This is a genomic window from Sphingobacterium ginsenosidimutans (genome assembly GCF_039536865.1).
Taxonomy (GTDB): Bacteria; Bacteroidota; Bacteroidia; order Sphingobacteriales; family Sphingobacteriaceae; genus Sphingobacterium; species Sphingobacterium detergens.
This window is the reverse complement of sequence record NZ_BAAAZK010000009.1, coordinates 284,909-309,478: the sequence shown is the minus strand read 5'-3', so window position 1 is coordinate 309,478 and position 24,570 is coordinate 284,909. Positions and strand designations below refer to the sequence as shown.

The window sequence follows — 24,570 nt, the reverse complement described above, 5'->3', positions numbered from 1 at the left end:
GCTTGAGCGTTAAGGTAATTGAATTCGTTCTTTCGTACTATCGCCGTCCGGATACACCTGATGGTCGATAAAATACTGCTTGAGCACCTGGATATAGTTAAATGTCACAGGATACCAGCTGACAATCGTTGAGGTAGGCATATTATTCCAGTAATAAACCGGTCCTGGTGCTCCTGTGGTTAGCTCAGGCGATGGATCTGCCCCGAGGTAGTAGATCTGCATCCATTGCTGAAATATTTCTTTTTGATACGGGCCGAAATAGTTCTTCCAGGTATTCCACCATGTAGGTTCGTTCAGAATATCATCAACAACAATTTTTATTTTCTGATTGTACACGTTCCCCGGAACAAATTCACTATTTCCTTCCAAGCGCAAATAGAGTACTGTCGGTTCGGTCTTCATCTTGATGGAGCGCTGGAATGTAATAAACAGCGTATCCACAAAGTTATTTGCCCCCATCACCGGGGAAGAGAATTTCACCGTATTGGGTTCATATCGAGAAGAATCTTCGACGATGTAAGCATAGGTACGGTTATTAGATCTTGACTCCCCACCCACACGAATAGGCACTGCGATTGTTTTTTCTTGGCGTCGCAGGTCGGCATCGAGAGCAAAACCATAATAAACGCTATCAATGTATTTTTCTGCCGCCCGGGTATTAGCATTTGGATAGGCAAAATAAATGTAGCTCTGCCCCGTATCAAACTGAAGCATGTTGTCATTTTTGTTACATGCACTCAATATCACAGTAGCACAAAAAAGCAAAATATATCGTTTCATCTTGATTAATTTTGAGGATTATACAATAATTCATCCGCTGGGATCGGTAGCCTGAAAATTTCATTTTTAGCCTGCACTAATGTGGCTCGATCTATCGGCCGAAAGAGGCGCTTATATTCTGTGAATAAATACCCCTCACCAATATTTTCCTTACGCATTTCGTCAAATATCAAATCCTTGATCTTTTGTGTGGTCATATCCGAGCTCAGCGCAAGATCCGTGGTAATATTTCTAGTATTACGGACAAGGTTTAGATATTCCATTGCCTTGGCTGGGCTACTTGACGCATAGTTTTCGGCCGCAATCATATAGATTGTATGTAAGCCGATCACTTTGCTTTCATACAAAGGCCTGTAATTCACGTCTGAAGGCAGACGAGTCTGATCAAACAGGTATTTGGACAGTTTCCAGGGATAAGAGGTATTGGGCTGTACAAACCAACTCGCGAGACGTGCATCATTGAGGGAGCCATGGACCGCGCTATTGTAAAGATTCGTTCGCAACCAGTTATAGTTGGGAAATAAAAACGGTGAAGTCGAGCCTGTTGTTGTCGCATCCGCCTGTGCGAAAACAGTGCTTACCTTTGCCCCTAACCTACTGGAGAACAAAGCAAAGATATTTTCCATGGGCATGCGGGTATTTCCCACAGATCCAATTTCACTGGAAAGTGCCATCCGAATACTTTGCGTTGTCTTCAATTCGGTAATGAGCTCCTCTGCATATTTCCCGGCGTTGACCAGATCACCTTTCCACTGTGCGACCATGGACTGTAACGCGACAATAGCGTAATAATTCATTCGGATCCCCCGGTAATCAATCAAGCTATTGTATGGCTCATAGGCAAATTGATTTAAATTGGCATTACGGGCATTGGACCGTATTGGATCTTTTTCCAGTAAATCCCGGGCCTCGGACAGGTCTTTTTCCAGCAAAGCGATCGCCTCCGCTGCGGAAGAAAATTTAGTGGCTGAATACACAACCGCAGTCCGGTAAGGGATCGCTTTCGCCTCAATCCCTTCGCTCGAAATGGATGGTCCAAACAATTTTAACAGCTGAAAATGACAGAAGGCCCTTAGCCCGATTGCTTCGCCACGCACCAGATTATAGTAGGGATCATTTTCAATACGGCCTACATTTCCCAGTATAATATTTGTCTGATTGATACACTGGTAAAACCTCGCCCAGATGTTATCGATCATTTTCTTCGGCTCGTCATAATTATACTCATAACGAAAGGAACGATAATATTTATGGGCTGAATTAGTCACATTATATGACCCCACCAGACTTTCCATAAAACCATATTTCATCTCCCGGCCATACAGCGTATCTGTATTTAATGTTTCGTATACCCCCGCAAGTGCCGCGTTGAAACCTGAACGATCGGTGAGCAGATCTTCTTCATAGGCCTTATCCGTTGGGTTTACATTTAAGAACTTTTCGCAGCTCGACAATACACCGAGCATCACGATGGCAATTAGTAACTTTTTCATGCTTTAAAATTGAACCATTACACCAAAATTAAATTCTCGGGCATAGGGATAGCTTAATCCCCGCTCCATGCGTACCGTGCTCCAGCGGAACATATCATTCATGGAGAAGTTAAGCCGTAGCCTTTCCAACTTATACCGCTTGAGGATTTCATTATTGAATGAATAATTGATATTGATCGTGGAAAGCCGGAGGTAAGATTCGGTCTGTATAAAACGGCTCGAGGGCTGCGTAAAAGACTGATCACCAATAGCCTTGTAATTTGTCTGATCCCCAGGCTGCTTCCATCGTTCTTCCAATACACGGCGATCCGCATTTTGATAAGCGATATTATTTTCGATCTTATCCACAAGGGTCTGATTGTAAATATCCCCGCCCAAGGAATAGTTACCAATAATTTGCACAGATAGTCCTTTAAAGTTGACCGAGGTGCCGACATTACCGTATAGGGTTGCCTCGGTATTGCCTACAACCTGTTGATTATTGGCGTCCCAAACATAGGTAACATCACCATTCCGATCCCGGTACAATTCACGTCCATTGGCCGGATCTATCCCTAGAGAAGGTACCGCACGGATAACGCCGAGGGACTGCCCCTGTTGATAATACTGGGATGGCTGTATGACATTGCCTTTATCATCTTTCTTTACCAGCGACTCATTTAATGTGCGCAGTTCATTAGATATTTCCTTCAATTTGCTCCTGTTCTGCACGGCGCCGAGCGAAAGGTACCAGCTAAAATCCTTTGCGGAATTATTGAGAATCCGCATGTTGGCCATCGCCTCAAATCCTTTGTTCTGTACCTTTCCTAGATTTTGAAAAAATTTATTATCATAAAAACCAAAGGATGGGGCAACATTGACGGTGGAAATCATGCGGTTGGTAACCCGGTCATAAAAGGAAACATCAACTTTCAGAAAATCACCCATGATGCCAAATTCAGCACCTATACTCCTTTGCTGCTGCTCAGGCCAGCGCACCGCTGGATTTCCCTGCCCACTGTAGATGGCGGCATATTGATTGTAATAATTACGTCCCGAAAGAAAGTTGTACGATGTGCTCACCATACCCACATTAAATTCACTGACCGTACTTGAGGTACCCGCATTCAGATACCAGCGTAATCTTGTAAGGAAATCATTTTTAAACCATTCTTCGTTATGCATGTTATAGGAAAATCCAGCGCTCCAAAAAGTTCCAAAACGATTTTGACTTCCATAGATGGAGGCACCATCCGAGCGCAGCGTGCCACTGACATTATATTTATTATCGTATGTATAGAACAAGGAACCCAAAAAGCCGACAGACCGCACCGGCAATGACGTTGACTCAGGCAGTGACCCAGCCGCATATTGCAAAGCCATTTGTGGCGTCATAAAACGATCATCCACATACCCTGTCACTGTATTCCGATTTCCGACGGTATTCTGCTTTCGGATCTCAGCAACGGCATTGGCCACCAATTGATGTTTGCCAAATTTGTTGGAATATTGCATATCTACTTTTCCTTCATATTTGGTAAAATTCTGATTTCCAAAAACATAAGAACCTTTCAGATTAGCATCCGTAATATTGGTATAATCCGTATGAAATGGTGATTTATACTTGTCTATATCTGTGCTTGTCCTTACGATAGTTCCAGAAGCCCTCACTATTAATTTGGGCAACGCAAACCATTCGATGGACATATTGTTCTGCAAGGTTTGGCTTACCTGATCACTACGGAAACCAAGTCCTGCGTTATAGAGTGGGTTAAACATCGTTGATCCCCAACTATACCACTGTCCGAGTTCCCCAAAACGGATGTTATACTTTCCTTGCTCATCATAAATTTTTTCATAGGGATTGAGTTTGGTATAGGTATCGAAACTCCCGAACGGACTATCGTATGCTTTCGTATAAAGATAGGTGGCCACATTGCGGAAGGTAATAACATTAGGTATCCGATAGATCAGTGTAAAACCTGCATTTCCGCGTGTTCTACCCGACTCCTTCATGACGCCTTTGTTATCAAAATAACCACCTTCAAGACTATAACGTACTCCATTCCCCCCGCCTTCCATCCGCAGGCTATGATTGATGGAAACTGTATTTCGAACAGGCTGTTTCAACCAATAGGTGTCTACTCCGCTCAACACATCTTGTTCACGTTTGGTCAGTAAATTATTATACTGCTCCTGCTGAATCAGATCCCAGGCAGCATCGCCGCTTTTTGATGTGTATAAATCAGCCAGTTTTTCATATTGCAATTTCTCAGTGGCATTCATCAGGTTATAATCCGATAGGTCGACCATGGACACCGATGGCTTCATGTCATAGGTTACCGTAAACTTACCATCTTTGGGCAATCTGGTTTCGATAACAACCACACCATTTCCACCACGGGAACCATACAAACTCGTAGAACTCGCATCTTTTAAAATAGAAATTGTTTCAATGCGGTTAACATCAATGTCGTATAAAGTAGTGATCGGTACTTCGAAACCATCCATAATAATCAACGGGGCATTGACGGCATACTCTCCTACACTAGAGACCCCTCGAATATTGATCTGTGGCATTACGTTGGGATTGGACCCCGCATTTACCCGTTCGTCTACCTTAAAAGAAGGATCCAAAGCCTGCAGTACCGTAAAGATGTTTGTGGAATTGAACTTTTCCAGCTCCTGTCGGGTCACCATGGTCGCCGCTCCTGTAAAATTATCGCGGCGTACCCGCGTATAGCCCGTCACTACCGTTTCATCAATTTTATTCTCGACCTGACGCATAATCACTTGTAGCGGCTCCCCCGATGCTACTTTGACCTGCTGAGTTTCATAGCCTATCATCGAAAATATTAGTTCCAACGGTTCATTAACAAAAACATAAAACTGGCCATTTTCTCCAGATAAAACGCCATTACGCGTACCTCCCAAAATTTTAATGGAGACCCCGGCCAAAGGCTTTCCCCCCGCATCCCTTACACGCCCTTCTACCCGTATCTGGCGCTGTTCTGGTGCTTGATGTTTGTGTTTACTAGGCTGGTCATTGTTTGTTCTATTTGGCAATGATTCTTTTCGACGTACCAAAATGGTATTATTGCGAAAAATCAAATCGACATCCTGTCCAGCAGCAATTTCCCGTAACACCTGCTCGATATCTTTGTCTTTCACCTGAATACTGATCGGCTTACTATTTTTAAGTAAGGCTAAGTCACCAATCAGATCTACATTTGCTTGTTTTCGGATCTTCTCCAGGACCGAATACATGGAACTTTGGCTTTCTTTAAGTGTGATACGTTGCGCCACTGCTGTCCCGAAAAAGCCCGATAAAAGCAGTCCGCTAAGCATCAACCTCGACAGGCATTTACCGACATCTTTGGGCAAACCGGTAGCTGCCATTCTTTTTTCAAAATGGTAAACTTTCAATTTCATAAGGTTAGTTTTTGTTAGTTTGTCGTTCCTCTATTTGATATATATGTAATTATTTTCCATAGTATAGTTCATAGGATGTACCTGCGCTATCAGGTCCAGTACCTCTTTGAGGCTTTTATCGCGTCTTACGCGACCAAATAGCTGGACTTGCGCCAAACTATTATCTACCTTGATCTCCACGCCGTACCAAGCACTTAATTTTCGGGACAATTGCCCCACATTCAAATCGTTCAGATCAAAATAGCCTTCTTTCCAATCGATGTAACGGGCAATATCTTTGGCCTCGATAATCTTCTTTCCATCATATACTTGATTAGGCCTGATTCGCACGGAAAACTGGTCCTTTCTACTCTGCTCCAAGCTTGATCCCCGATCGGAGAAAGCGACCGAACCTTCCAATAAAGCTGTTTCATTGTTAGCCGTAAAATCAGCATTGAATTTCGTTCCCAATACCTGAATTGTTTGTCTATCGCCACGTACAAAAAATGGTACTCTTTTATGGTTTCGTTCTTGTTTGGCAACTTCAAAATAGCCTTCACCATCTAAGGCAACCTCGCGGATATCACCTCTAAAAGAAATCGGATAACGCAATTCACTATTGGTATTCAGCCAGACCTTAGTACCATCAGCGAGCTGTACATGTGCTGTCCCCCCTGTCTTTGTGCGAATTGTATTGTAGACAACTTTCGATTTTTGTGCAGGATCAATTAAATAGATGATTTGATCGTCATGAGTTCGCACAATTCGATAACTTCCGGCATTTAAGGTATCATTAGGTTTTAATTTGTCAAGATCATATTCCGTATTATTTTCCAACACGACAATAGCATTGGATTTTATGGGCGCCTGTATCGCGTCAATACTTGCATATCGAACATGTTCAGCTCGTTGGCTCCAATAGATGTAAACAGTCGTTGTCAGCATAACGATAATGCTCGCCGCAGCCATCCACTTCCATCCAAACTGTCTTTTACGTTTTTTGATAAAAGGCATTTCGTTGTCGAGATTCTCCAATAAGATCAGCATCTGCCTATCTATGGGTTCGGGAAACCGGTCCAACTGATCCAACCAACGCTCAACCAAAGCTATTTCCTCCGCGGAACATTCCCCAGCTTGATACTTTGCGAAAAGTGAATCGTCAATCTTCATAGTAATAATTGTTAGTTTAGCTCTAATGTTGCTATACTAAGGTAAACGGCGCTGCCAGACGATTGTCCCTCAAAAAAATAAAAAAAGTAAAAAAGACGAAAAATTAGAGCGTATGATTTTTAAAGTAGATGAATATTGATTGCGTACCGTCTTTTCAGAAAGGCCCAACATAACTGCTATTTCGGGATTGGAATATCCCTGCAAACGCAATTTTAGAACCGCTTGATATTGCGGACCGTAGCGATGGAGTACAGCGAAGATGGAATCACGAAAAGACTGTGCGCGGACGTGTTCATCAGCTTCGTCAAATGCAAATTCACTGGCATAGGATTTGAGATCCTCCAGATAGCCTTGCGCATTGTTTTCTTTGGCGAAATAATCCATGATACGACGTCTTAGCGCTGTAAAAAGATAGGCCTTAAAGTCTTCCTGATAATCAATTGAGTACCTATTGTTCCAAGTACGAATAAAAACATCCTGCACCAGATCTTCCCCAGCATCTTGGCCGACCCGCTTGATCGCATAGACCAGTAAAGCTGCCTTGTACCTTTCATACAACATATGAAATGCCCCATCTTGGTTCTTGGAAACCAAAAGAAATAGCTCCTCATCGCTTAGACTTTCCAACTTAGGCATGATGTATTGATTTGAACAAATATAGTTTTTAGATTTTTTTTATACAAGAAGATCATAAAACCTGAACAGCTAAATTTCACTATGCATTCATTTCTTACCTGCATTATATAATATTAGACAGCACATATACATGCCATCTAGGATAACAGTGCTACAAAAATAGCAAAACCATAATTAAAAACTACTAAACAAATAGACTTTATTTAAACGACCCAGGAAATACGGAGAGTGAGGTTTTCGAAGCCGGCATATTATTTATTGTAATTCGACTAAACTATTTCCAATTAAACAGTTAGATTGGTACGTTTCGTTAAAAAAAGTTAAAAACCAATTTGTCAATTCTGAGTATATGATTACCTTTGCGCAAATTTTACCTTATTTAGATCAAAACTAAATAAAGAAAAACAGTCTATAAAAATCATATGTATCGAATTTTTACTTTTTTGAGCATCACTTTGCTTTCCTCTTTTGCCCTTCAAGCGCAAAATATTCAAGGTATCGTGCATGACAAGAGCACGGGTGTGATCGTACCGGGAGCGAGTATTATCATCAAAGAGCGCCCTCAAGGCGGAACTGTCGCCGATGGCAACGGAAAATTTAGTCTTGTACTTCACAATGGGGAGACCCTACTGGTTAAAATGGTTGGCTATAAAAGCTACGAGCGTTATTTTGCCAAGGTACAGGAAGGACAACAAGTCGAGATCAGTCTTGAATCCGGTGTTGCACTGGACGAAGTATTGGTCACAGCAAGTTTGGCCAATTCACGGAGCAAACGCGCAATTGGTACCAATGTTGATCATATTGATGCCGCAGATATTGTCGCAAAAAGTAATCCCTCTTCTCTAGCGGAACTGGTAAACGGAAGAATTAGCGGCGCCCAAGTATACAATACCAACGGAAAAGTAGGTATGCCCATCCGTTTTGATATTCGTTCGGCAGCAACCTTCAGTATGGAACGGGATCCCCTGATCTTTATCGATGGGGTACGCTACGGTAGCAGTAATACTGCTGATGTAAATTCCTCACAAGAAGCGATGAGTGCGCTGAATGACTTACCGATGAACGATATTGCTTCTATCGATGTGATCAAAGGACCGGCGGCAGCAGCTTCCTATGGTGCAGAGGCAGCTAACGGTGTTGTTATTATCCAGACCAAACGTGGCCTGAGCGGCAAAAAAGGCGTGGCTGTCAATGTAAAATATACCGGCGGTTTCAGCGAACTCGCCAATAAATACACAAAATATGTCAACAACGATGCGCTGAATAACTTTTTTGACCGCGGTCATCAAAATCAGTATTACGCCAATTTATCGGCACAGTTTGATCAGGCAAACAGTCTATTCTTTTCGGCCAATTCTAATATTACCTCAGGTATTGTTCCGGGAAACAAAGACAATAGACAGACCTTTCGTGCAGGATATGATTTTACTAAAGACAATTTCAAACTGGGCTTCACCGCTGGCTATGTCAAAGGTAAACTGAGCATCCCACAGTCAGCTTCGGGACGTGATGATGCCATCTGGAATCTAATGCGCGATCAGACGCCCTGGCCTTTTATTTCCGAAGAAACCTGGCGTGCCATTGAGAAAAGCTATTCCAATGACCGCTTTACAGGAAATGTCAAATTAAACTATACGCTTCCTTTTAATATCAAGCTGGAAAGTCTTGTGGGGCTTGACCTAAATCGGATCGATGGGTTGAACTATCTTCCTTACGGCTACCTACAGGGTACAAACAGCACGGGTGCCAAACAGGTCAGTGACCGTAAAAACCAGAATATCAACTGGGATGTCAAGTTGTCGCGCAACTTTGCCCTAGCGGATAAATGGCAACTGAATCTAGCCTTATTATCTCAGTTGACTAAATCTACCGAAACTGTCAGTGGTATCAGCGTACGTAATTTTGCAGTACCAGGCATCAGTAACATCTCCTCAGCAGCTGAGATCTTAGGTACAACAGATACTTATTTCGAAAAACGTACCCATGGTATCTATGGTGAGGCATTTTTAAGCTACAACAATCAGTTATTTATCAATACCGGTGTTAGAAGAGACGTATCCAATATGATTGGTCGGAATGTAGCCAGTATCTGGTACCCCACCGTGAGTGTTGCCTACAATGTGAAACCGTTTGAATTTATGCGAGGTAAGATCGATGAATGGAAGATAAGAGCCGCTTATGGTGAATCTGGTCGTTTACCGTATCCAAATGATGCGCAGACAGCCTATCTTATTGAAAACTCTTCGTTTGGTACCTTGGTTAGACCATTGCGCAAAGGTAATCCTGATATCAAACCAGAGCGCACCGGTGAGTTTGAGATCGGTACGGATCTCAGCTTTTTCAAACAACGTTTGGGCTTTACCTACTATTTGCAAAACACACGCGATGCAATAGTATATACCACATTATTGCCTTCTTTGGGTTGGCCTTCAAGCTTGAGTGGGGACTATCCCGAAAATGTGGGTAAAATTCGTGGTAAAGGGATTGAACTGACTTATAACAGCCGCGTATTTACCAGCAGTAATCAGAAAAATAGTTTGGATCTCTTCTTTATTTTCAATCACCAGTCCAATAAAGTCATCAGCTCAGGTGGAAATGACATTATCAACACGGTCAATCTGATCCGTCCGGGACTTCCAGCATTCTCGTTCTATACAGGTGTATCCGAAGGTGCCAATTTCAATAGCAACGGCGTATATACAGGTGCTAAAGAAAGCGCACCGCAGGTTTTGGGCAAACCTTTCCCTACCTATAATGGATCATTTGGGTTCAATCTTCAGTTAGTCAATAACCTCCGTATCCAATCTTTGTTCAACTATTCAAAAGGCGCTAAAGTCTATAATATCTCCAATCGAAATGTAGCCAGCCAAGGGAATAACTTCAAGGCAAGCGAGGATCTCAAAGCACAGCTTGCCACGCAGACACCAGGCACGCCGGAGTATATTGCAACAGCAAATGAACTTGCCCAATATGCTGGCCCCCGTGGTAATTTTATTGAGAAAGCCGATTTCATCCGTTTGAGCAATGTCACCATCTCCTATGATTTAGGTGTTTGGGCCAAGAAACAAACCAATGGTCTATTCAAAAGCTGCGTGCTATCATTAACAGGAAACAACCTGTGGCTGACGACCAACTACGGCGGTATCGAACCACAAATAGATTCACAGGGCGGTAGTAAACGTACCCGTGGTATCAGCTATCTATCATCCGACTGGACTGCGGTACCGGCTCCACGCAGCTACGCTATGAGTGTAAATATTGGTTTTTAAAAATGATAATTATGTCTATCAAAATAAAAGATATTTGGAAAGCAGGATTCGTCTGTATGGCAGTACTTTCCTTTTCCTCCTGTGACAAGTGGGTGAACGACACCAAGTTGCCGGACAACACCATTGATGAATCACAGCTAAACAACATCGCTATGCTCGGTCGTATCGAAAAAGGTGCTTATGTCTATGGTCCTGTCATCGCCGGTGTATGGCGCGCGGGAGCAACATCCGCGTCAGACCTGTTGGTCGCTTCCGGTGCTATTGTGGATGAAATTGTCCCTACCGCAGTTCCAAACTCTCCTTTTTACAAGGAATTGGATGAAGATAAATTAACTCCGGACAACACTTCACTCTTTAGTGTATGGTCCAATGTGCAAAACTACCGTGCCCGTGCCGAAGATGCTATTGCCAATGCAGAATCTTTAAATCCAACGGATGAAGATGGCATCAAGATCAAACAAGCGGCTTTGGTCAATGCAAGGTTACATGCCGGTTATGCCTGGTTGCTAATGGCGGATTATTTCAGTGTCAGCAATAGCAGCCACTCTGTCTATGCTGACCACAAAGAGGTTAGTCATCAGGAAGCCTATACCAAAGCACAGACTTACTGGCAACAGGCACTTCCTGCTGCCAGCGATACCGAGAAACGATTGCTTCATGCCCTACTGACAAAGCTGGGAATCCATACTGGCAATTATCCCCTGGCTGTGCAGCATATCAACCAGTCGTTTACTGCAACGGAAAACTTCAGCTTTCTGAATACCGTAGGTACTGTCAGCAACGGTTTCTTTAATGCATTAAATATCAACTCAAGAGATGCGGCCGTTGATCCAAGTTTGGTTGCCGCATCAAAAACCATAGCTGACAAAGCCCGTGTTCCGGTTGTAAAAGCAGCCAAAGGACATTGGTCACTGACCTTGTTTAAGGAAAGAGATCCCTTGCTTGTCAGCGATTTCGATGAAATGCAATTGATCCGTGCCGAATTGATTGTACGCGGACTGATTACGGGTAATGCCGTGGAACTTGTTAATTCGGTTATTTCAAAATATGATACCTCCGGAGCATCCAATTATACACCATCCACAACCCTAACGCTGAATGACATCGTTGTTGTCCGCCGGATATTTTTATCCTGGCGTGGTACACGTATCATCGATCTGAGAAGGTTTAAAATTGACGGTGATGTCAATCCAGGTTTCACCCAGCGCAAATGGCAATGGATCGGTATACCCGAAATTGAAACACAGTTTTAAGTTCATCCTACCCAGGTAGATCATATCCGAATTGCACGTAAATCTGTGCCATCGTTGATTCGACGGGTATAGCTTGAAAAGATTAAATAAGGCCGTGAGAATGAGATATTCTACACGGCCTTAACATTATGAATAAATCTAGAGGGTACTACATTTTTCAAGATTTTCCTCATATAATTCAACAATCCCCCTTATTTCTGCGATCGTTACTATCATACAAAATGATAGTAACGATCGTATGGCAGTATCCCGATAAGTGTGTAAGTTATTGATAAAAGGTAATCTAGGTTTTGAATAAACACTTAACTTTAGAACAGATGTCATACAAGTCCCCCCATAATAAGCATACTTGTGCTAAATAAAGCAACATCACCTATTTATCTTGTCGGCTGTAGCTGAATTTCTGGTAAGGAGCGATTCCGGTCTTTAATATCAATAGCAACAGTATATCCTGTATAATCGGGCACGTCAATCTCCAAAAGATAATGTCCACTGTTTAATTCGCCGATTTTAAATTCTCCATTCTGATGATGTACGGTGTCTACCCGCAATCTGTCTAGCTTCTCTTTCTGTTGATTAGACTTATATACATGAACTACAAAATAGCTAACGGGATTATATTGATGATCCACCAATCTACCTGTTACAACGTAAGCATCTAGAAGAAATGATGAAAGTAGGGTACACAAAATTTGGAACTTTAACATAACATATATATATTTTCTGTTACTTATTTTTTTTAAAGAGTCCAGCACCTAGATCCGAACCAAAAGATCCCATCTTCAATTGAAGATAATTTGCTTTACTTTGATCTCTTTCAATCTGTATGTCTCCGGAAAGAGTCACTCTTTCCATTGTTAAAAAGTCCGACGAAGTGGGATTGTCACCTCTCAAAGGTCCACTTCCATATCCAGCAAGATTGGTATAGTCAGAAAAAATACAATCGAAGGCTTTGTATTGCTTTGTACTCCCCTTCTCCCTGACCCATACCGTACTACTATTTGCAATAATATTGTGATGGAATTCAAAAGTATCCCCATTGGTTCCATTTGTTGTCCAGACTCCACTAAAGTAGCTACCATATACCAGACAATACCGCATGGCATTACCGCTTCCTGCCTGTCCCTCAGATTTCCAAAAGACAACTGGATTTTTACAATTGGAAAATACACAGTGGTCAATAATTAATCCGTATCCATTAGCAATAACACCCACATGTAATGGTAACACATCAATATCACCCACAAAAAGACATTGTGTGACAAGCAAGTCGTCCAATTGTTTACCATCACGCCATATCGGGTACGAGCGGCGTGAGTTATCCTCATCCATATAGGAATAATCCGGACTCCCCGTAAATCGTATGCCCTCAATGGTCACATGGTTTACCTCGGGTTGAATCCCCCTACCCTCCATTCCACCAAATCCGGGAACTAATGGCACAGCTGTCATGATCACAGGCATCTGCTGTGGAGTCCAACCTTCATCATCAGGCATAAGTTCGGCGCGAATTGTTAGACGATTTTTAGCTGTATATTTATTATTGGAAAATAAAACCGTTTCGGTTAACAGGTGTATACCAGCGGAAAGTACGACCGTGGAGGCTCCCTTTTCTTGATTTGAATTTATACGCTTTGCCGCTGCTAAAATAGTTTTTAGGGGATCTGATTTTTCTCCCGAATTCAGATCATTTCCAGTCTTGGGATTAACATACAACTGCTCCGCCAGTATATCCGACGCTGCTATTGTAAGCATGAAAAGGATGATTAGATACCTCAACTTCATAAGTCTTGAATTTGAATTTGATTATCATCAAAATTACAGGATATCTATTCGTCTAAATGGTCATTTTATGGCAAATATGGTCATTTATAATCCATGTTTTTTGGGGGTATCCCATTTGATGCTGAAACGGCTTTTTTCTAGATTTTACACTAATTCCTCCATAGAAAAAACATTTGTTTTTAAATACCAAATATTAATACCTTAACAATTATGTACTTTCAGCTGTTATCAAAGGAACATAAATGCTATATTGTATCAGTGATCAACGAAAAACTGATTATCAATGGATAAAAGGACCAACAATAGCAAGAAAATTAAAACATATCATTTTCTCCCATATAAATATAATCGACATTTGTTATTCGATATAGGTCGCATTGAAACCTTAGAAAATTATGTTTTAGATGACTCATTGCATCAACTCAGTTTCTATGAGATTATTTTTATAGAAGAAGGAACTGGGACATTATCAATTGGTGATAAAACAATCTCACTTTCCAAGGAAAGCATTGTCTTTACCAGTCCTGGACAGACGCGAAGATGGGCAATTGAAAAGGATATAACTGGTTATGTCCTATTTTTTGAAAAAGACTTTCTTGATCTATTTTTTTTCGATAATCTGTTCCTCTATAGGTTTCAATTCTTCCATCAATATATCCAACCTCCTGCTCTAAAACCGGACGAATATTTTTTCAATCAATGTCTCCACCTGATTCAAACAATAACGCGAGAATTTTCCTGTCTCTTGCATGATAGCGATCATTTAATAAGAGCTCTTTTATATCAGCTACTCATAACAATAAATCGCCTTTATTCAAAAACATATAACCTTCAAGACAATGGTGTCATTCATTCAGATTTCCAAAAGTTCAAGCTTCTATTGGAAAAAGAATATACCATGAACCATAATATAAGCAGTTACACGAAGCTGCTCAATATCAGCCCGAAAACACTTAACAGGCTATGCAAACAATATAGTGGTTTATCGGCTCAACAAATGATCCATCAGAAATTGATATCGGAAATAAAAAAAGAACTAATTTTAAAAAAATCAGCCAAAGAGATTACCTATGCTTTTGGTTTTTCGGACCCATCGAACTTCAATCGTTTTTTTAAACGAAATACCGGACTTACTCCGCAGCAATTTCAAAAAGAGGTATAGCTCCATCTTTCATCAGCTAGACTTAAACGGATATTGCAAATAAATAATAACTAAATTGAGCATTAGGAACGGTAACTCAATGACCACGCCCTTTAGGTCTTTATTTACCAAATGGAAACAAATAATCATCAGAATTGTTGCAGCCATTAAAAAGTTGCCCCAGACAAATGTCTTAGGAAACAGAATCAGAATAGCTGCAAGAATTGTGACAAGACCATTGATACATACTGCAGTCTTACTGAATCCCCAATTACCAAACAGCTGCAACATTTCCTGTTTGCCAGAAACCATGGCATACCCCTGTTTGAAACCCATGGCAACTGCGATGAGTACCAATATCACATTTATAATTTTCAATACCATCATTTTACATCTTTAAAGATCCAAACAACAGTACTATGACTATTGTTTGGAGCAGAACGACCTTTCCTTTTACATCGTTGTTTCTCATGATTTATCGTTTATAATTAAAAAATTTGACCTACATCTATTTTGTGTCAGACGTATCTATATAAGACGATTGAGAACTCGATTTGTCCCTGGAAATAAAAAAATGAGACCTACAGATAGGGGGATATCGTTATACAAAACGATGCAGATTGACATCCGATATTTTGCATTTTATTGGTTTGTACGTTCAATTTATTAGATAAGGAGCATCGCTTTTTTTTCTCAGCATACACACCCAATGTGTGCTTCATTGTGCATTTGAACTTATTTAGTGTTATCTTAGAACAAAAAAACATGTATTTATCCAACATCAGAACATTGAGATTATCCTGTGTTTTATTCGTGCAATTACTTGTTCTTAATGTAGTCGGACAAGAAAATAAAGCGCCTATTATGGGCTGGAGTAGCTGGAACAACTTTCGTATTCACATTAATGAAAACCTGATTAAACAACAGGCGGACGCCTTGATCTCAACAGGCCTATATCAGGCGGGCTATCGCTATATCAATGTTGATGACGGTTATTTTGGAGGCCGGGACAGTCATGGAAAACTTTACGTGGACAGTACTAAATTCCCGAATGGCATGGATTCCATCGCAGCATATCTCCATCAGAAAGGATTAAAAGCCGGTTTATATTCCGAAGGAGGGCGAAATACCTGCGGATCGATTTGGGATAACGATAAAAAAGGTATTGGAGCAGGAATGTATGGACATGAGCAGCAGGATGCTGAACTATTCTTCAAAGAATGGAACTTTGATTTTATTAAGATAGATTGGTGTGGCGGACTGGAAATGAAACTAAATGATCAGGAACAATACAGTAAGATTATTTCCGCCATACGCGGGGTTAAGCCCAATGCGCGGATCAATATCTGCCGCTGGCAATTTCCCGGCGAATGGGCTATTAAACTAGTGGACTCCTGGCGGATATCCGAGGATATTCGAAACAATTTCGGTTCTGTTTTAGCTATTATTGATCTCAACAAAAATTTGAATCAATACAGCAGCCCCGGCCATTATAATGATATGGATATGTTGCAGGTAGGCCGAGGAATGACTTACGAAGAAGATAAAACACATTTTTCCATGTGGTGTATGCTGAATTCGCCACTTCTAGCTGGGAACGACCTCACCAAAATGTCGAAGGAAACCATTGCCATATTAACGAACCGAGAACTGATTGCCTTAAATCAGGACACAGCCTTTAAACAAGCTGTATTTATAGGAAATGACGGTACGGTTGATCTTTGGATGAAGCAACTAAAGGGTAAAAACAATACCGCTATCGCTATGCTGAACAGATCGGATAAGGCTGTGGATTATCATCTGGACAGTAAAAAGCTTCAAATTTCTCCGAATACCAAAGTACGTGATCTTTGGATAAAGAAGGATTTGGGAAGACTGAGCAACATCAAAACATTACACATTCCGCCACATGGTATTGTGGTGCTAAAAACGAAATAAACATCATGTATATAGACAGTCTCCAAACACTTAGCCCATTTCGTTGAGAGATTGAGCTACTTTGCTTGGAGACTGGTTATTATTGAGGCTCTTACTAGGAAATAGTATACGTCTTTTCCGTCGTAACAGTATAACTATCTGAAATGACGTTATCCACAAATCTCCATTCTGCAAGCGACGTGGCGGCCGTAAATTTCACTTGTAGATACCCTCTCTTATAAAGATTGGCATATTCTAGTTCATCAATTAATACAGAAAAAGCCTGAGCAAGTTCCATTGCTTTTTTAGTATCTGTGGTAATTCCCAAGTAACTCTCTAATCCAGGTGAAGAGACCGAACTGCAGGCCAATTCTGTTCCTATAAATTTACCCTGAGCATCTGCCAATTTTCCTAGCCATGCATTGTGTGTATCGCCAGCCAATACGACGACCTTCTTACCTGCTAAAATCGAATATAAACGCTCTCTTTCCATAAAATAGCCATCCCATGCATCGAGATTATAGGGCAGTACCGTTGTAATTCTTGCGATGTCCTGCTGTGTCAGTGTAGGATCTTTTTGCAGGTATCTCGTTTTTAGGATGACCAACTGCCCTATTGCAGCTGAAAGTGCAGCCATTGTAGATGGCTGAGCATTTCCAAAATGTGCTATTTCAGTCATCACTTGGTTCAGCAACATCAAGAGTTCCGCAGGAATCAGCATCTTAGTCATAAGGATCTGTTGCCCCAACACTTTCCATGTTGTCGTATCAGCGTTAATCTGAGCTCCTAACCAAGTCATTTGTTCGTCACCTATCAACTTTCTATTGTTACTGAGCAGATCAGTCTGAAATTGTGTCTGTTTAAAGTTTCCGCTTCCATCTATATAGTTTGTGTAATCCAATTGTTTATCCCGTGCGATTATCCGGGTATCCAGCATATAGAGTGAGAGCAAATTACCAAAGGTAAAACTCCTATAAATACGTTGGTCCTTGCCTGTCTTCAGGGGAATATATTCACTATAAGCTTGAAAAGCAGCCATTTTACGGGTGTCAAAGCTTCCCTCCTCTGGCTGATGATTTTCAGCGCCGGATCGGTATGCATTATCGGCAAGTTCGTGATCATCCCATACACAAATAAATGGTTTTTTCTGATGAAGAAGCTGCAAATTTTTATCACTTCTATATTGTCTATATCTTTCTCTGTAATCTGCGAGATTTACAATCTCTTTAGCCGGTTTATGGGCTCTGCCGAGTTCATTGGTATAGGGATTGGTGCCATATTGACCAGGAGCATACTCATAAATGTAGTCCCCGAGGTGTACAACAACATCAGCCTCCGATTTTGCAATCGCCCCATATACGTTGAAAAGTCCAGCTGGAAAATTAGAACAAGATACCACAGCCATTTTTACTTCATTGACATTATCTGTTTTAGCAGGAAGCGTTAATGTTTCACCAACAACACTTGCTTCTTTAGTCTTGGCATTATAAAATCTATAATAATATTTTGTATTGGATGCGATATTCTGAACATCAATGGCCAATGTAAAATCATTGGCAACATCGGCCTTCACCTGTCCCCTTCGAAGGATCTCCGAAAAGCTATTCTCTTTACTTATTTCCCAGGTAATTTCAGCATCTGTCTCTACAGAATATCTCGTCCAGATGATTATCCCGGTTGCCGAGGGGTCAAAGCTCGCAACTCCAGATTCAAAGCCACCATTTTTAAGGTTGTCTGGTGCGCTATCAATATCTGTAGGGTCATCCGAACAGCTTTCAATAAGCGGTGCTATAAAAACCCCTCCTGCTGCAATTAATGAATTTTTAAGAAATCTCCTCCGGTTAATTTGCTCGTTATTTTTCATCTCTACTTTTTTAGGTGAAAATACGGCGCCACCGGAAACTACATGTTAAGCCAATTTTATTTATTCTTTATCTTTCCAATTATATATAAACTATACGATGACCTACTCATTTTTTTAATTTGTCAAACTTGTTGATGGGATACTTTATTCTTATTTTCTCCGATTAGATAGCTTTAGTGTAATAATAGTTGAAATTATCCTGGTGTCAATGCTCTTAACAAGAACAAGTAAATTAAAAACCAAATGCACCAAAACCGCCCGACTTATCACCGATCACCACCAAAATCGGTCGTGTCAACAATATTCCGGCGAGATAAAAGCCATCCCAGCCCATTCCAATACTTAAACGGGAGTATACAACACTTGTGGCACCGCCCACAATTTGTCCCTGTGATATTGTACAATGATCTGTTGCCTCCAATACATCAATATCTGTTATACCGGCAGCTTTACCAGCCTCTACTGATTCAGGTAGCATTTTTTACTGATATTGATCAACAGATTCATGATACAGGTTCTATTTTAGCTGAATTTAAAATCTTAAATTAGCGTATCGAAAACGATAATTGAACATGCTTAATTTTTTCAAGAATAGCTCCAATTTCCCAAAAGAAAATGATAAAAACCGCATCTGGCTGGATGGCGATCGCTTACATTACCTCGATCATGGTAACGAAGAAGAGGTCAACTTATCTCAATTGCGCTATGCATACGTTCAATTATTAGCTGGAGATCCCTACTTATTTCTATTTGACGATCATCAGCATTATATTCCCGCTCGTTCACAAGGTTTTTCGAAGGTCTATCCCAAGTTGTCCGAGCAATTTGGATTTGATGATGCATTATTCTTTCATACCATTAAGCAAAAACAGGACTGCAAGGCCAAAATCTGGATCCAGCAACAAACTCGCAACTATAATATTCTACCCGGGGACTTTGAAGATGACCATATAGGTTTTGAGGTTTATGCCGAACCAACGCAATTTATTTCTTGGGATATCAGCTATGCCGACATCGAAAAACTCGGTATTGGACACCAATATGCAAGCGAATATGGGACACTCTATTTCAAAATAGATTACCCGGTTCGTATCGGCAATCTATGGTTGAAAGAACTGGAAATTTACTGTGATGATATTCCACCGCATGTACCAATTCAAGAGTATTTTATCACTATTTATGACGAGTCCAATACAGATAAAAGTTACAAAGACCTCCGCGATCTTTGGTTAGATGGCGAAGACTATGACGCGGAGGATTATGGTTATGAAAGAGAAGACCAATGCTATTTATCTTTTGATTTTGGTGATCACATCTCCTCCTCCATCTGTTATACCTACGATGATGAGAGCAACTACGACGATGGCGGTACCTCCCTCCATTTTTACAACCAGCGTGATTACCCCGCTCTTTTGGAAAATCCTGCATACGATCAGCTCATCGAAGTGACCGAACTTGTCAAATTGAAAAACAAGTGGGACATTAAGGAGGATTTCCGCAAAAATGCTGCTGTAAAAAATATTCCCACAAGCATACAACAACAACTGGGAAAGTCAAGCGGTATCTGGTTGGACAAGAAAAATAATAAAATTGGCTTTGCTGGAAGGAAAACAAGTCTAATTTACGATATCGAGGACATTGATTTCTTCGAAATTGAGAATGTCCTACCTGCAAAAGGCCCCGGCTATGCCATACTTCGTGCGAACTTAATCAATGGCAGTTATAACTATATTTTTGACGCCGATACCTACGAACTGGATCCTTATGCAATCACATTGGAAAATTGGACGCATAAAAAAGTCTCGATACCTGAAGCGTATTATAACTGTTAAGTTTCTATCCTATATTACGATTAGAAACCACAGAAATCAGATTCTTCTGCCTCTCAAAACTGTGGAAAACAATCTTTTTCTCAGCTATTCTTAGCTGTCGCATTTCCTATAATTTTTTAAGTTCCGCTTCCGGCCAAGTAATTAATTCCTTTAGCAGATAGGTCTTTGGCTTGGCCTCATCAGCAAATTGCTCCAAAAACTCCGGCAAATCTCCTTCGACTTTTAACAGCTTCCCACCCTGTAAGACGTCATAACCTTCTGCCAACCATTGTTCTATTTTCTTTCTATTGATTTGAGTATGTTCCATAGTAAATTATTTAAGCTTGTGCTACCCGTGCTTGTGTGTCCAATAAGTTCTTCTATCCTTTTACTTATTAAATGAACAATGTTCAAGCGGATATCGTTTCAGCAAGGTGAGTTGAATTCCTCAGTTTTCAATTTCAATAGAAATAAAAGGCTAAAAAATTAGCATAAATGATCAAGAGTGGAATAAAAAAAAATAATACACTTATAATAAAACAGTTAACGAGACAAAACATTTTAAACGAATGAAAAACCAAGGCTTGGCAAAGTATTTGTTACAACAGCGAAAGTTTTCAATTCGAAAACTTAACACTAACATTTTTTAAAATATCATGAAAAAAGTACTTCTACCTATTCTGACACTTTTTACATTCTTATTTGTCATCAATAGAGAGGCAAATGCACAAACACCTTATCGTACAGCCCTTGGTCTAGGTATCGACCTTGGCGATGGCCAAACACTATTCGGTCCACAGATAAAACACAGTTTTGGCAGAAATGATGCCGTAAATGCACAAGTATTGTTCGGAGATAACATTACAGTTGTTGGTGTAGACTATTCGTACAACGAACGTATACGGGGAACCCGTGGCCTATCTTGGTATGTTGGCGTAGGTCCTCAGGCTTCGTTTATCGACTATGGCAAATGGCATGGCGACTGGGATGATGACTACCATTGGAAAGACGGAAACACACACACGCATTTTGCAATCCGTCCAGCTTTGGGTTTAGAGTTTAGAATTCCTTCAGCGCCATTGGCAATGCATTTTGACTGGAAACCTTGGTGGAACTTATCGCATGGTTCGAATTTCGAGGCCTCGCGTTTCTCATTGGGATTCAAATTCGTTTTGAAATAAAAACTGATATTCAGAAACAACAAAATCCTGCTAACTTTATGTTCACGCAGGATTTTTTGTTTCTGAATCTTTAAACGCTTCAATCTTCTTGCACTGCTTTCATATGCTCCTTCCCCCAGCCCTCCAATTGGCTCAATATGGGCAGAAGCCCTTTGCCTAATAAGGTCAATTCATATTCAACTCTTAGCGGCACCTGTGCATATACTTCTCTTCGGATTAATCGGCTACCCTCCATCTTCTTTAATTGGAGTGTCAACATACGCTCTGTAATATTGGGAATGCTATTTTTCAGTTCAGAAAATCGCAGCCGACCTTTCTTTAGGTGGTAGCAAATACACAGAATCCATTGACCGCTGATCAAGTTAATCGCATAGATTTCAGCACAATCTTTTTCCAACGTTTTTTTATTCTCAAAATTTGTTGACGTCTTTTTAATTTTAGTCATACTTACATTTTTGTATGTTTCATACAACAGGCTGTTTATTTGCAAACAGTTGCTGAGGTATCTAAATTTACAAAAAACACCACAAAAATTTATTCTGTAAATGAAGGAACTTATTTTTTTGACGATCATTCTATCCCATTTTCTTATGGCAACAGCACAAAATAAACTCGATCTAAATAGAATCAATAGCGAACTAAAGGCAAGTATTGAAGGCACCGCGCAATCCCTTGAGCTTGATAGCTCCCTGTTCCTGAATAATCCGGCAGCGATACAGCAGGAAAGAGCCGAATTTATAAGAAACAATCCTATTCAAAAACCAGTTCATATTCAGGTTCGCGATATTTTTATCGAAAGTACAATAGATAAATACAATATTAGGCTACACTGCTATCAGCCCAAAGACTATAGCGCTGAACGGGTCATTCTTTATTTCCATGGCGGCGGATATATTTTTGGTCAACCAGAACAAGTTGACGGGCAGATGTTTCAGCTTGCAACGGCAGCCAAAGCCACCATTATATCCGTAGATTACCGTTTATCCCCTCAATATCCCTTTCCCGTACCTGTCACAGATGGTTTTGACGCACTACAATGGATAATTAGAGATGGAAAAAAGATTTTGAATATCCATCCAGATGCGATCACGGTATACGGCGCCAGTGCCGGTGGCCATCTAGCCGCTGCCGTCACCCAAATGGCTGTAGATAACAATATAAAGAACATAAAACATCAATTTTTGCTGTACCCTGTCATCCATAACAAACTTAATACACACTCTATGGAGGAATTTACCGATGCCCCACTCTGGAACAAAAAATATGCTGAGATTGCATGGGCTCATTTTCTCGGTAAAAACAATGTAAAGAAAAGCATTCGATATGCAGATCTAACACACTTTGATAAGTTTACATATCTGCCACGAACCACAATTGTAGCCTGCGAATTGGATCCACTGCGCGATGAGGGTATCGACTATGCCCAGAAATTATACCAGGCAGGAGTAACAACAGAACTATGGGTTGTCCCTGGAGCATTACATGTGTTTGATTTATTCCCGTCTGCACTTACGGATAAATTCACCAGGTTTCTGACGGATCGGATTTTAATGGACTAATTGCTGGGTGTGGACGCTGTTTCGTAAAAGAAAACACGATGACCGAAAGCCGAATAGTTGATGAATACAATCCTCCGGGTATATAAGCAGAGCTAAAAAACATGGGCTATTCAAAATAATTGGATAACCCATGTTTTTAGTATAAAGGGAGATTTACATTCCCTGCTTTTTCATATAATCAGTAGCCAGTTGGATATATACCGGAGTAGCCTCTTTTACAGCTTGACTAAGCTGGTCGAAAGTAATGATCTCGGGGATCCCCAAGACTTTGGCAAAATCAATTACCAAAGGAACATCGGGTTTGATACCTTCTCCTATTCCGTAAAGCTTTCCTGTACGATCTTTAATGACGCTGGTTGTCAAATTGATCATGTAATTATTTCCAACTGCGAATTGCTCGTTCGCGGAAGTATGACCACTTGTTGTCTGCCCGATGACGGTTGCATTTTTCTGCCCTTTAAAATGAGCCGCAAAAAACTCGCCTGAGCTTGATGTAAACCGACTGACCAATAACACAATAGGCACATTTTTATTTTTTAAAGCAATAGGTGGCACTTTATCGTATTCCAGGTCAAATAACTTAGCCCATTTTTGATCCTGATCATTCAGATTATTCATTCGTACATTTTGTTTGGATTCAACACCCGCTCTATCCACAACCGAATAAGTGCTGTCGACATCGATCAAATCCGCAAAGTGCCAGATCATCGGAAAAATGCTCCCGCCATCGTTTTCTCTCAGATCGATGATCCAGCCTTTTGGCTGCTGTGCGTCCAATATTTTTAGCTGTGCTCCTATAGTGTCCACATATCGTCGTTGCTCATAAACTACCGCTGGGATCCGAATATAGGCATAACGGTCTTTCGTCATAAAATGATTAAAAACTTTGGGTGGAAAACCGGCCTCCTGATCGGTCATACCGGCCATTCTTACAAACAACTCCTGTTCAGCCTCCTTATTTTGATCAGCTTTCTCAAAAAAAAGTCTGGAATGACCATCCTTTAATTGACTTAAGATTTTTTTAAAATGGGGTTCCAAGGCATTAATATCCGATATGGTCCTTGTCTGTTCAATAAAAACTGGCCGGATAGAATCCCATTTGATCAACGATCCACGATAAGCATACCGTTGGACAGTATCTAAAAATGCATTGGCAAGCTGGTTCACCGATGAGACCTGGGCATAGGACCGGACAAAAAAACCGGTTAAAATCAGTAAAAAAAGGACTATTTTCTTTTGCATCTGGTTAATAATTATCCCTCCAATGAGATAGCACTAAATTAGTTTAAAAATATTTCTCTAAGCGTAACAAGATTGAAAT

General features: G+C 40.7%; 20 protein-coding genes. 7 read left to right on the top strand and 13 right to left on the bottom strand.

Annotated elements, in window-relative coordinates; genetic code table 11:
• Positions 1 to 9: 9 nt before the first annotated feature.
• The 5 genes from ABFX33_RS24700 to ABFX33_RS24680 form a co-directional block, all read right to left on the bottom strand.
• On the bottom strand, positions 10 to 780 hold the full coding sequence (locus ABFX33_RS24700; protein WP_346088886.1) for a DUF4843 domain-containing protein: 771 nt from the start codon (positions 778 to 780) through the stop codon (positions 10 to 12).
• A 5-nt stretch (positions 781 to 785) separates the two neighbouring features.
• A complete protein-coding gene (locus tag ABFX33_RS24695; RefSeq protein ID WP_346088885.1) occupies positions 786 to 2,273 on the bottom strand; it encodes a RagB/SusD family nutrient uptake outer membrane protein in 1,488 nt (495 codons plus the stop codon).
• Between the two features lie 3 nt (positions 2,274 to 2,276).
• Complete coding sequence (locus tag ABFX33_RS24690) at positions 2,277 to 5,684, bottom strand: SusC/RagA family TonB-linked outer membrane protein (protein WP_346088883.1); 3,408 nt, start codon at positions 5,682 to 5,684, stop codon at positions 2,277 to 2,279.
• A gap of 30 nt (positions 5,685 to 5,714) precedes the next feature.
• Entirely contained in the window at positions 5,715 to 6,833 is a 1,119-nt protein-coding gene (locus tag ABFX33_RS24685; protein WP_346088881.1) for a FecR family protein, read from the bottom strand.
• Positions 6,834 to 6,902: 69 nt separating this feature from the next.
• Positions 6,903 to 7,469, bottom strand: a complete 567-nt coding sequence (locus ABFX33_RS24680; RefSeq protein WP_346088879.1) for an RNA polymerase sigma factor — start codon at positions 7,467 to 7,469, stop codon at positions 6,903 to 6,905.
• Positions 7,470 to 7,891: 422 nt separating this feature from the next.
• Between ABFX33_RS24680 and ABFX33_RS24675 the strand changes: the two genes are divergently transcribed.
• A complete protein-coding gene (locus ABFX33_RS24675) occupies positions 7,892 to 10,738 on the top strand; it encodes a TonB-dependent receptor domain-containing protein (RefSeq protein ID WP_346088878.1) in 2,847 nt (948 codons plus the stop codon).
• 11 nt (positions 10,739 to 10,749) lie between these two features.
• Complete coding sequence (locus ABFX33_RS24670; protein WP_346088877.1) at positions 10,750 to 11,991, top strand: RagB/SusD family nutrient uptake outer membrane protein; 1,242 nt, start codon at positions 10,750 to 10,752, stop codon at positions 11,989 to 11,991.
• Between the two features lie 377 nt (positions 11,992 to 12,368).
• Here ABFX33_RS24670 and ABFX33_RS24665 read toward each other — a convergent pair whose 3' ends face one another.
• Positions 12,369 to 12,698, bottom strand: a complete 330-nt coding sequence (locus ABFX33_RS24665; RefSeq protein WP_346088875.1) for a hypothetical protein — start codon at positions 12,696 to 12,698, stop codon at positions 12,369 to 12,371.
• A gap of 19 nt (positions 12,699 to 12,717) precedes the next feature.
• The gene (locus ABFX33_RS24660; protein WP_208642629.1) at positions 12,718 to 13,746 is read right to left on the bottom strand and encodes a hypothetical protein; all 1,029 of its coding nucleotides are present in this window, start codon (positions 13,744 to 13,746) and stop codon (positions 12,718 to 12,720) included.
• 313 nt (positions 13,747 to 14,059) lie between these two features.
• Here ABFX33_RS24660 and ABFX33_RS24655 point away from each other — a divergent pair, with 313 nt between their 5' ends.
• On the top strand, positions 14,060 to 14,938 hold the full coding sequence (locus ABFX33_RS24655; protein ID WP_120261997.1) for an AraC family transcriptional regulator: 879 nt from the start codon (positions 14,060 to 14,062) through the stop codon (positions 14,936 to 14,938).
• Positions 14,939 to 14,950: 12 nt separating this feature from the next.
• On the opposite strand, the gene ABFX33_RS24650 is transcribed toward ABFX33_RS24655, so the two are convergent.
• Complete coding sequence (locus ABFX33_RS24650; protein WP_346088872.1) at positions 14,951 to 15,304, bottom strand: DoxX family protein; 354 nt, start codon at positions 15,302 to 15,304, stop codon at positions 14,951 to 14,953.
• A 378-nt stretch (positions 15,305 to 15,682) separates the two neighbouring features.
• Here ABFX33_RS24650 and ABFX33_RS24645 point away from each other — a divergent pair, with 378 nt between their 5' ends.
• Entirely contained in the window at positions 15,683 to 16,855 is a 1,173-nt protein-coding gene (locus tag ABFX33_RS24645; protein ID WP_346088870.1) for a glycoside hydrolase family 27 protein, read from the top strand.
• Positions 16,856 to 16,949: 94 nt separating this feature from the next.
• On the opposite strand, the gene ABFX33_RS24640 is transcribed toward ABFX33_RS24645, so the two are convergent.
• Entirely contained in the window at positions 16,950 to 18,698 is a 1,749-nt protein-coding gene (locus ABFX33_RS24640; RefSeq protein ID WP_346088869.1) for an alkaline phosphatase D family protein, read from the bottom strand.
• Between the two features lie 232 nt (positions 18,699 to 18,930).
• Positions 18,931 to 19,176: a hypothetical protein gene (locus ABFX33_RS24635; RefSeq protein WP_346088867.1), complete on the bottom strand. Its 246-nt coding sequence runs from the start codon at positions 19,174 to 19,176 to the stop codon at positions 18,931 to 18,933.
• A 94-nt stretch (positions 19,177 to 19,270) separates the two neighbouring features.
• Between ABFX33_RS24635 and ABFX33_RS24630 the strand changes: the two genes are divergently transcribed.
• Positions 19,271 to 20,530 (top strand): hypothetical protein, encoded by a 1,260-nt coding sequence (locus ABFX33_RS24630; RefSeq protein ID WP_346088865.1) that lies wholly within the window; start codon positions 19,271 to 19,273, stop codon positions 20,528 to 20,530.
• A 106-nt stretch (positions 20,531 to 20,636) separates the two neighbouring features.
• On the opposite strand, the gene ABFX33_RS24625 is transcribed toward ABFX33_RS24630, so the two are convergent.
• Entirely contained in the window at positions 20,637 to 20,837 is a 201-nt protein-coding gene (locus ABFX33_RS24625) for a hypothetical protein (protein ID WP_257087687.1), read from the bottom strand.
• 328 nt (positions 20,838 to 21,165) lie between these two features.
• Here ABFX33_RS24625 and ABFX33_RS24620 point away from each other — a divergent pair, with 328 nt between their 5' ends.
• Positions 21,166 to 21,690 carry a hypothetical protein gene (locus ABFX33_RS24620; RefSeq protein ID WP_120262004.1) on the top strand — a complete coding sequence of 175 codons (525 nt, stop codon included), beginning with the start codon at positions 21,166 to 21,168 and terminating at the stop codon, positions 21,688 to 21,690.
• 79 nt (positions 21,691 to 21,769) lie between these two features.
• Here the strand turns inward: ABFX33_RS24620 and ABFX33_RS24615 are convergent, their stop codons facing one another.
• Positions 21,770 to 22,135 (bottom strand): winged helix-turn-helix transcriptional regulator, encoded by a 366-nt coding sequence (locus tag ABFX33_RS24615; RefSeq protein ID WP_120262171.1) that lies wholly within the window; start codon positions 22,133 to 22,135, stop codon positions 21,770 to 21,772.
• A 100-nt stretch (positions 22,136 to 22,235) separates the two neighbouring features.
• On the opposite strand from ABFX33_RS24615, the gene ABFX33_RS24610 reads away from it, so the two are divergent.
• On the top strand, positions 22,236 to 23,249 hold the full coding sequence (locus ABFX33_RS24610) for an alpha/beta hydrolase (RefSeq protein ID WP_346088863.1): 1,014 nt from the start codon (positions 22,236 to 22,238) through the stop codon (positions 23,247 to 23,249).
• A gap of 153 nt (positions 23,250 to 23,402) precedes the next feature.
• On the opposite strand, the gene ABFX33_RS24605 is transcribed toward ABFX33_RS24610, so the two are convergent.
• Positions 23,403 to 24,491, bottom strand: a complete 1,089-nt coding sequence (locus ABFX33_RS24605; protein ID WP_346088861.1) for a S41 family peptidase — start codon at positions 24,489 to 24,491, stop codon at positions 23,403 to 23,405.
• Between the last annotated feature and the right edge of the window lie 79 nt (positions 24,492 to 24,570).

Coding starts and splice junctions, on each gene's coding strand:
- ABFX33_RS24700 (WP_346088886.1), bottom strand. CDS start 780: ATGAAACGATATATTTTGCTTTTTTGTGCTACTGTGATATTGAGTGCA.
- ABFX33_RS24695 (WP_346088885.1), bottom strand. CDS start 2,273: ATGAAAAAGTTACTAATTGCCATCGTGATGCTCGGTGTATTGTCGAGC.
- ABFX33_RS24690 (WP_346088883.1), bottom strand. CDS start 5,684: ATGAAATTGAAAGTTTACCATTTTGAAAAAAGAATGGCAGCTACCGGT.
- ABFX33_RS24685 (WP_346088881.1), bottom strand. CDS start 6,833: ATGAAGATTGACGATTCACTTTTCGCAAAGTATCAAGCTGGGGAATGT.
- ABFX33_RS24680 (WP_346088879.1), bottom strand. CDS start 7,469: ATGCCTAAGTTGGAAAGTCTAAGCGATGAGGAGCTATTTCTTTTGGTT.
- ABFX33_RS24675 (WP_346088878.1), top strand. CDS start 7,892: ATGTATCGAATTTTTACTTTTTTGAGCATCACTTTGCTTTCCTCTTTT.
- ABFX33_RS24670 (WP_346088877.1), top strand. CDS start 10,750: ATGTCTATCAAAATAAAAGATATTTGGAAAGCAGGATTCGTCTGTATG.
- ABFX33_RS24665 (WP_346088875.1), bottom strand. CDS start 12,698: ATGTTAAAGTTCCAAATTTTGTGTACCCTACTTTCATCATTTCTTCTA.
- ABFX33_RS24660 (WP_208642629.1), bottom strand. CDS start 13,746: ATGCTTACAATAGCAGCGTCGGATATACTGGCGGAGCAGTTGTATGTT.
- ABFX33_RS24655 (WP_120261997.1), top strand. CDS start 14,060: ATGGATAAAAGGACCAACAATAGCAAGAAAATTAAAACATATCATTTT.
- ABFX33_RS24650 (WP_346088872.1), bottom strand. CDS start 15,304: ATGATGGTATTGAAAATTATAAATGTGATATTGGTACTCATCGCAGTT.
- ABFX33_RS24645 (WP_346088870.1), top strand. CDS start 15,683: ATGTATTTATCCAACATCAGAACATTGAGATTATCCTGTGTTTTATTC.
- ABFX33_RS24640 (WP_346088869.1), bottom strand. CDS start 18,698: ATGAAAAATAACGAGCAAATTAACCGGAGGAGATTTCTTAAAAATTCA.
- ABFX33_RS24635 (WP_346088867.1), bottom strand. CDS start 19,176: ATGCTACCTGAATCAGTAGAGGCTGGTAAAGCTGCCGGTATAACAGAT.
- ABFX33_RS24630 (WP_346088865.1), top strand. CDS start 19,271: ATGCTTAATTTTTTCAAGAATAGCTCCAATTTCCCAAAAGAAAATGAT.
- ABFX33_RS24625 (WP_257087687.1), bottom strand. CDS start 20,837: ATGGAACATACTCAAATCAATAGAAAGAAAATAGAACAATGGTTGGCA.
- ABFX33_RS24620 (WP_120262004.1), top strand. CDS start 21,166: ATGAAAAAAGTACTTCTACCTATTCTGACACTTTTTACATTCTTATTT.
- ABFX33_RS24615 (WP_120262171.1), bottom strand. CDS start 22,135: ATGACTAAAATTAAAAAGACGTCAACAAATTTTGAGAATAAAAAAACG.
- ABFX33_RS24610 (WP_346088863.1), top strand. CDS start 22,236: ATGAAGGAACTTATTTTTTTGACGATCATTCTATCCCATTTTCTTATG.
- ABFX33_RS24605 (WP_346088861.1), bottom strand. CDS start 24,491: ATGCAAAAGAAAATAGTCCTTTTTTTACTGATTTTAACCGGTTTTTTT.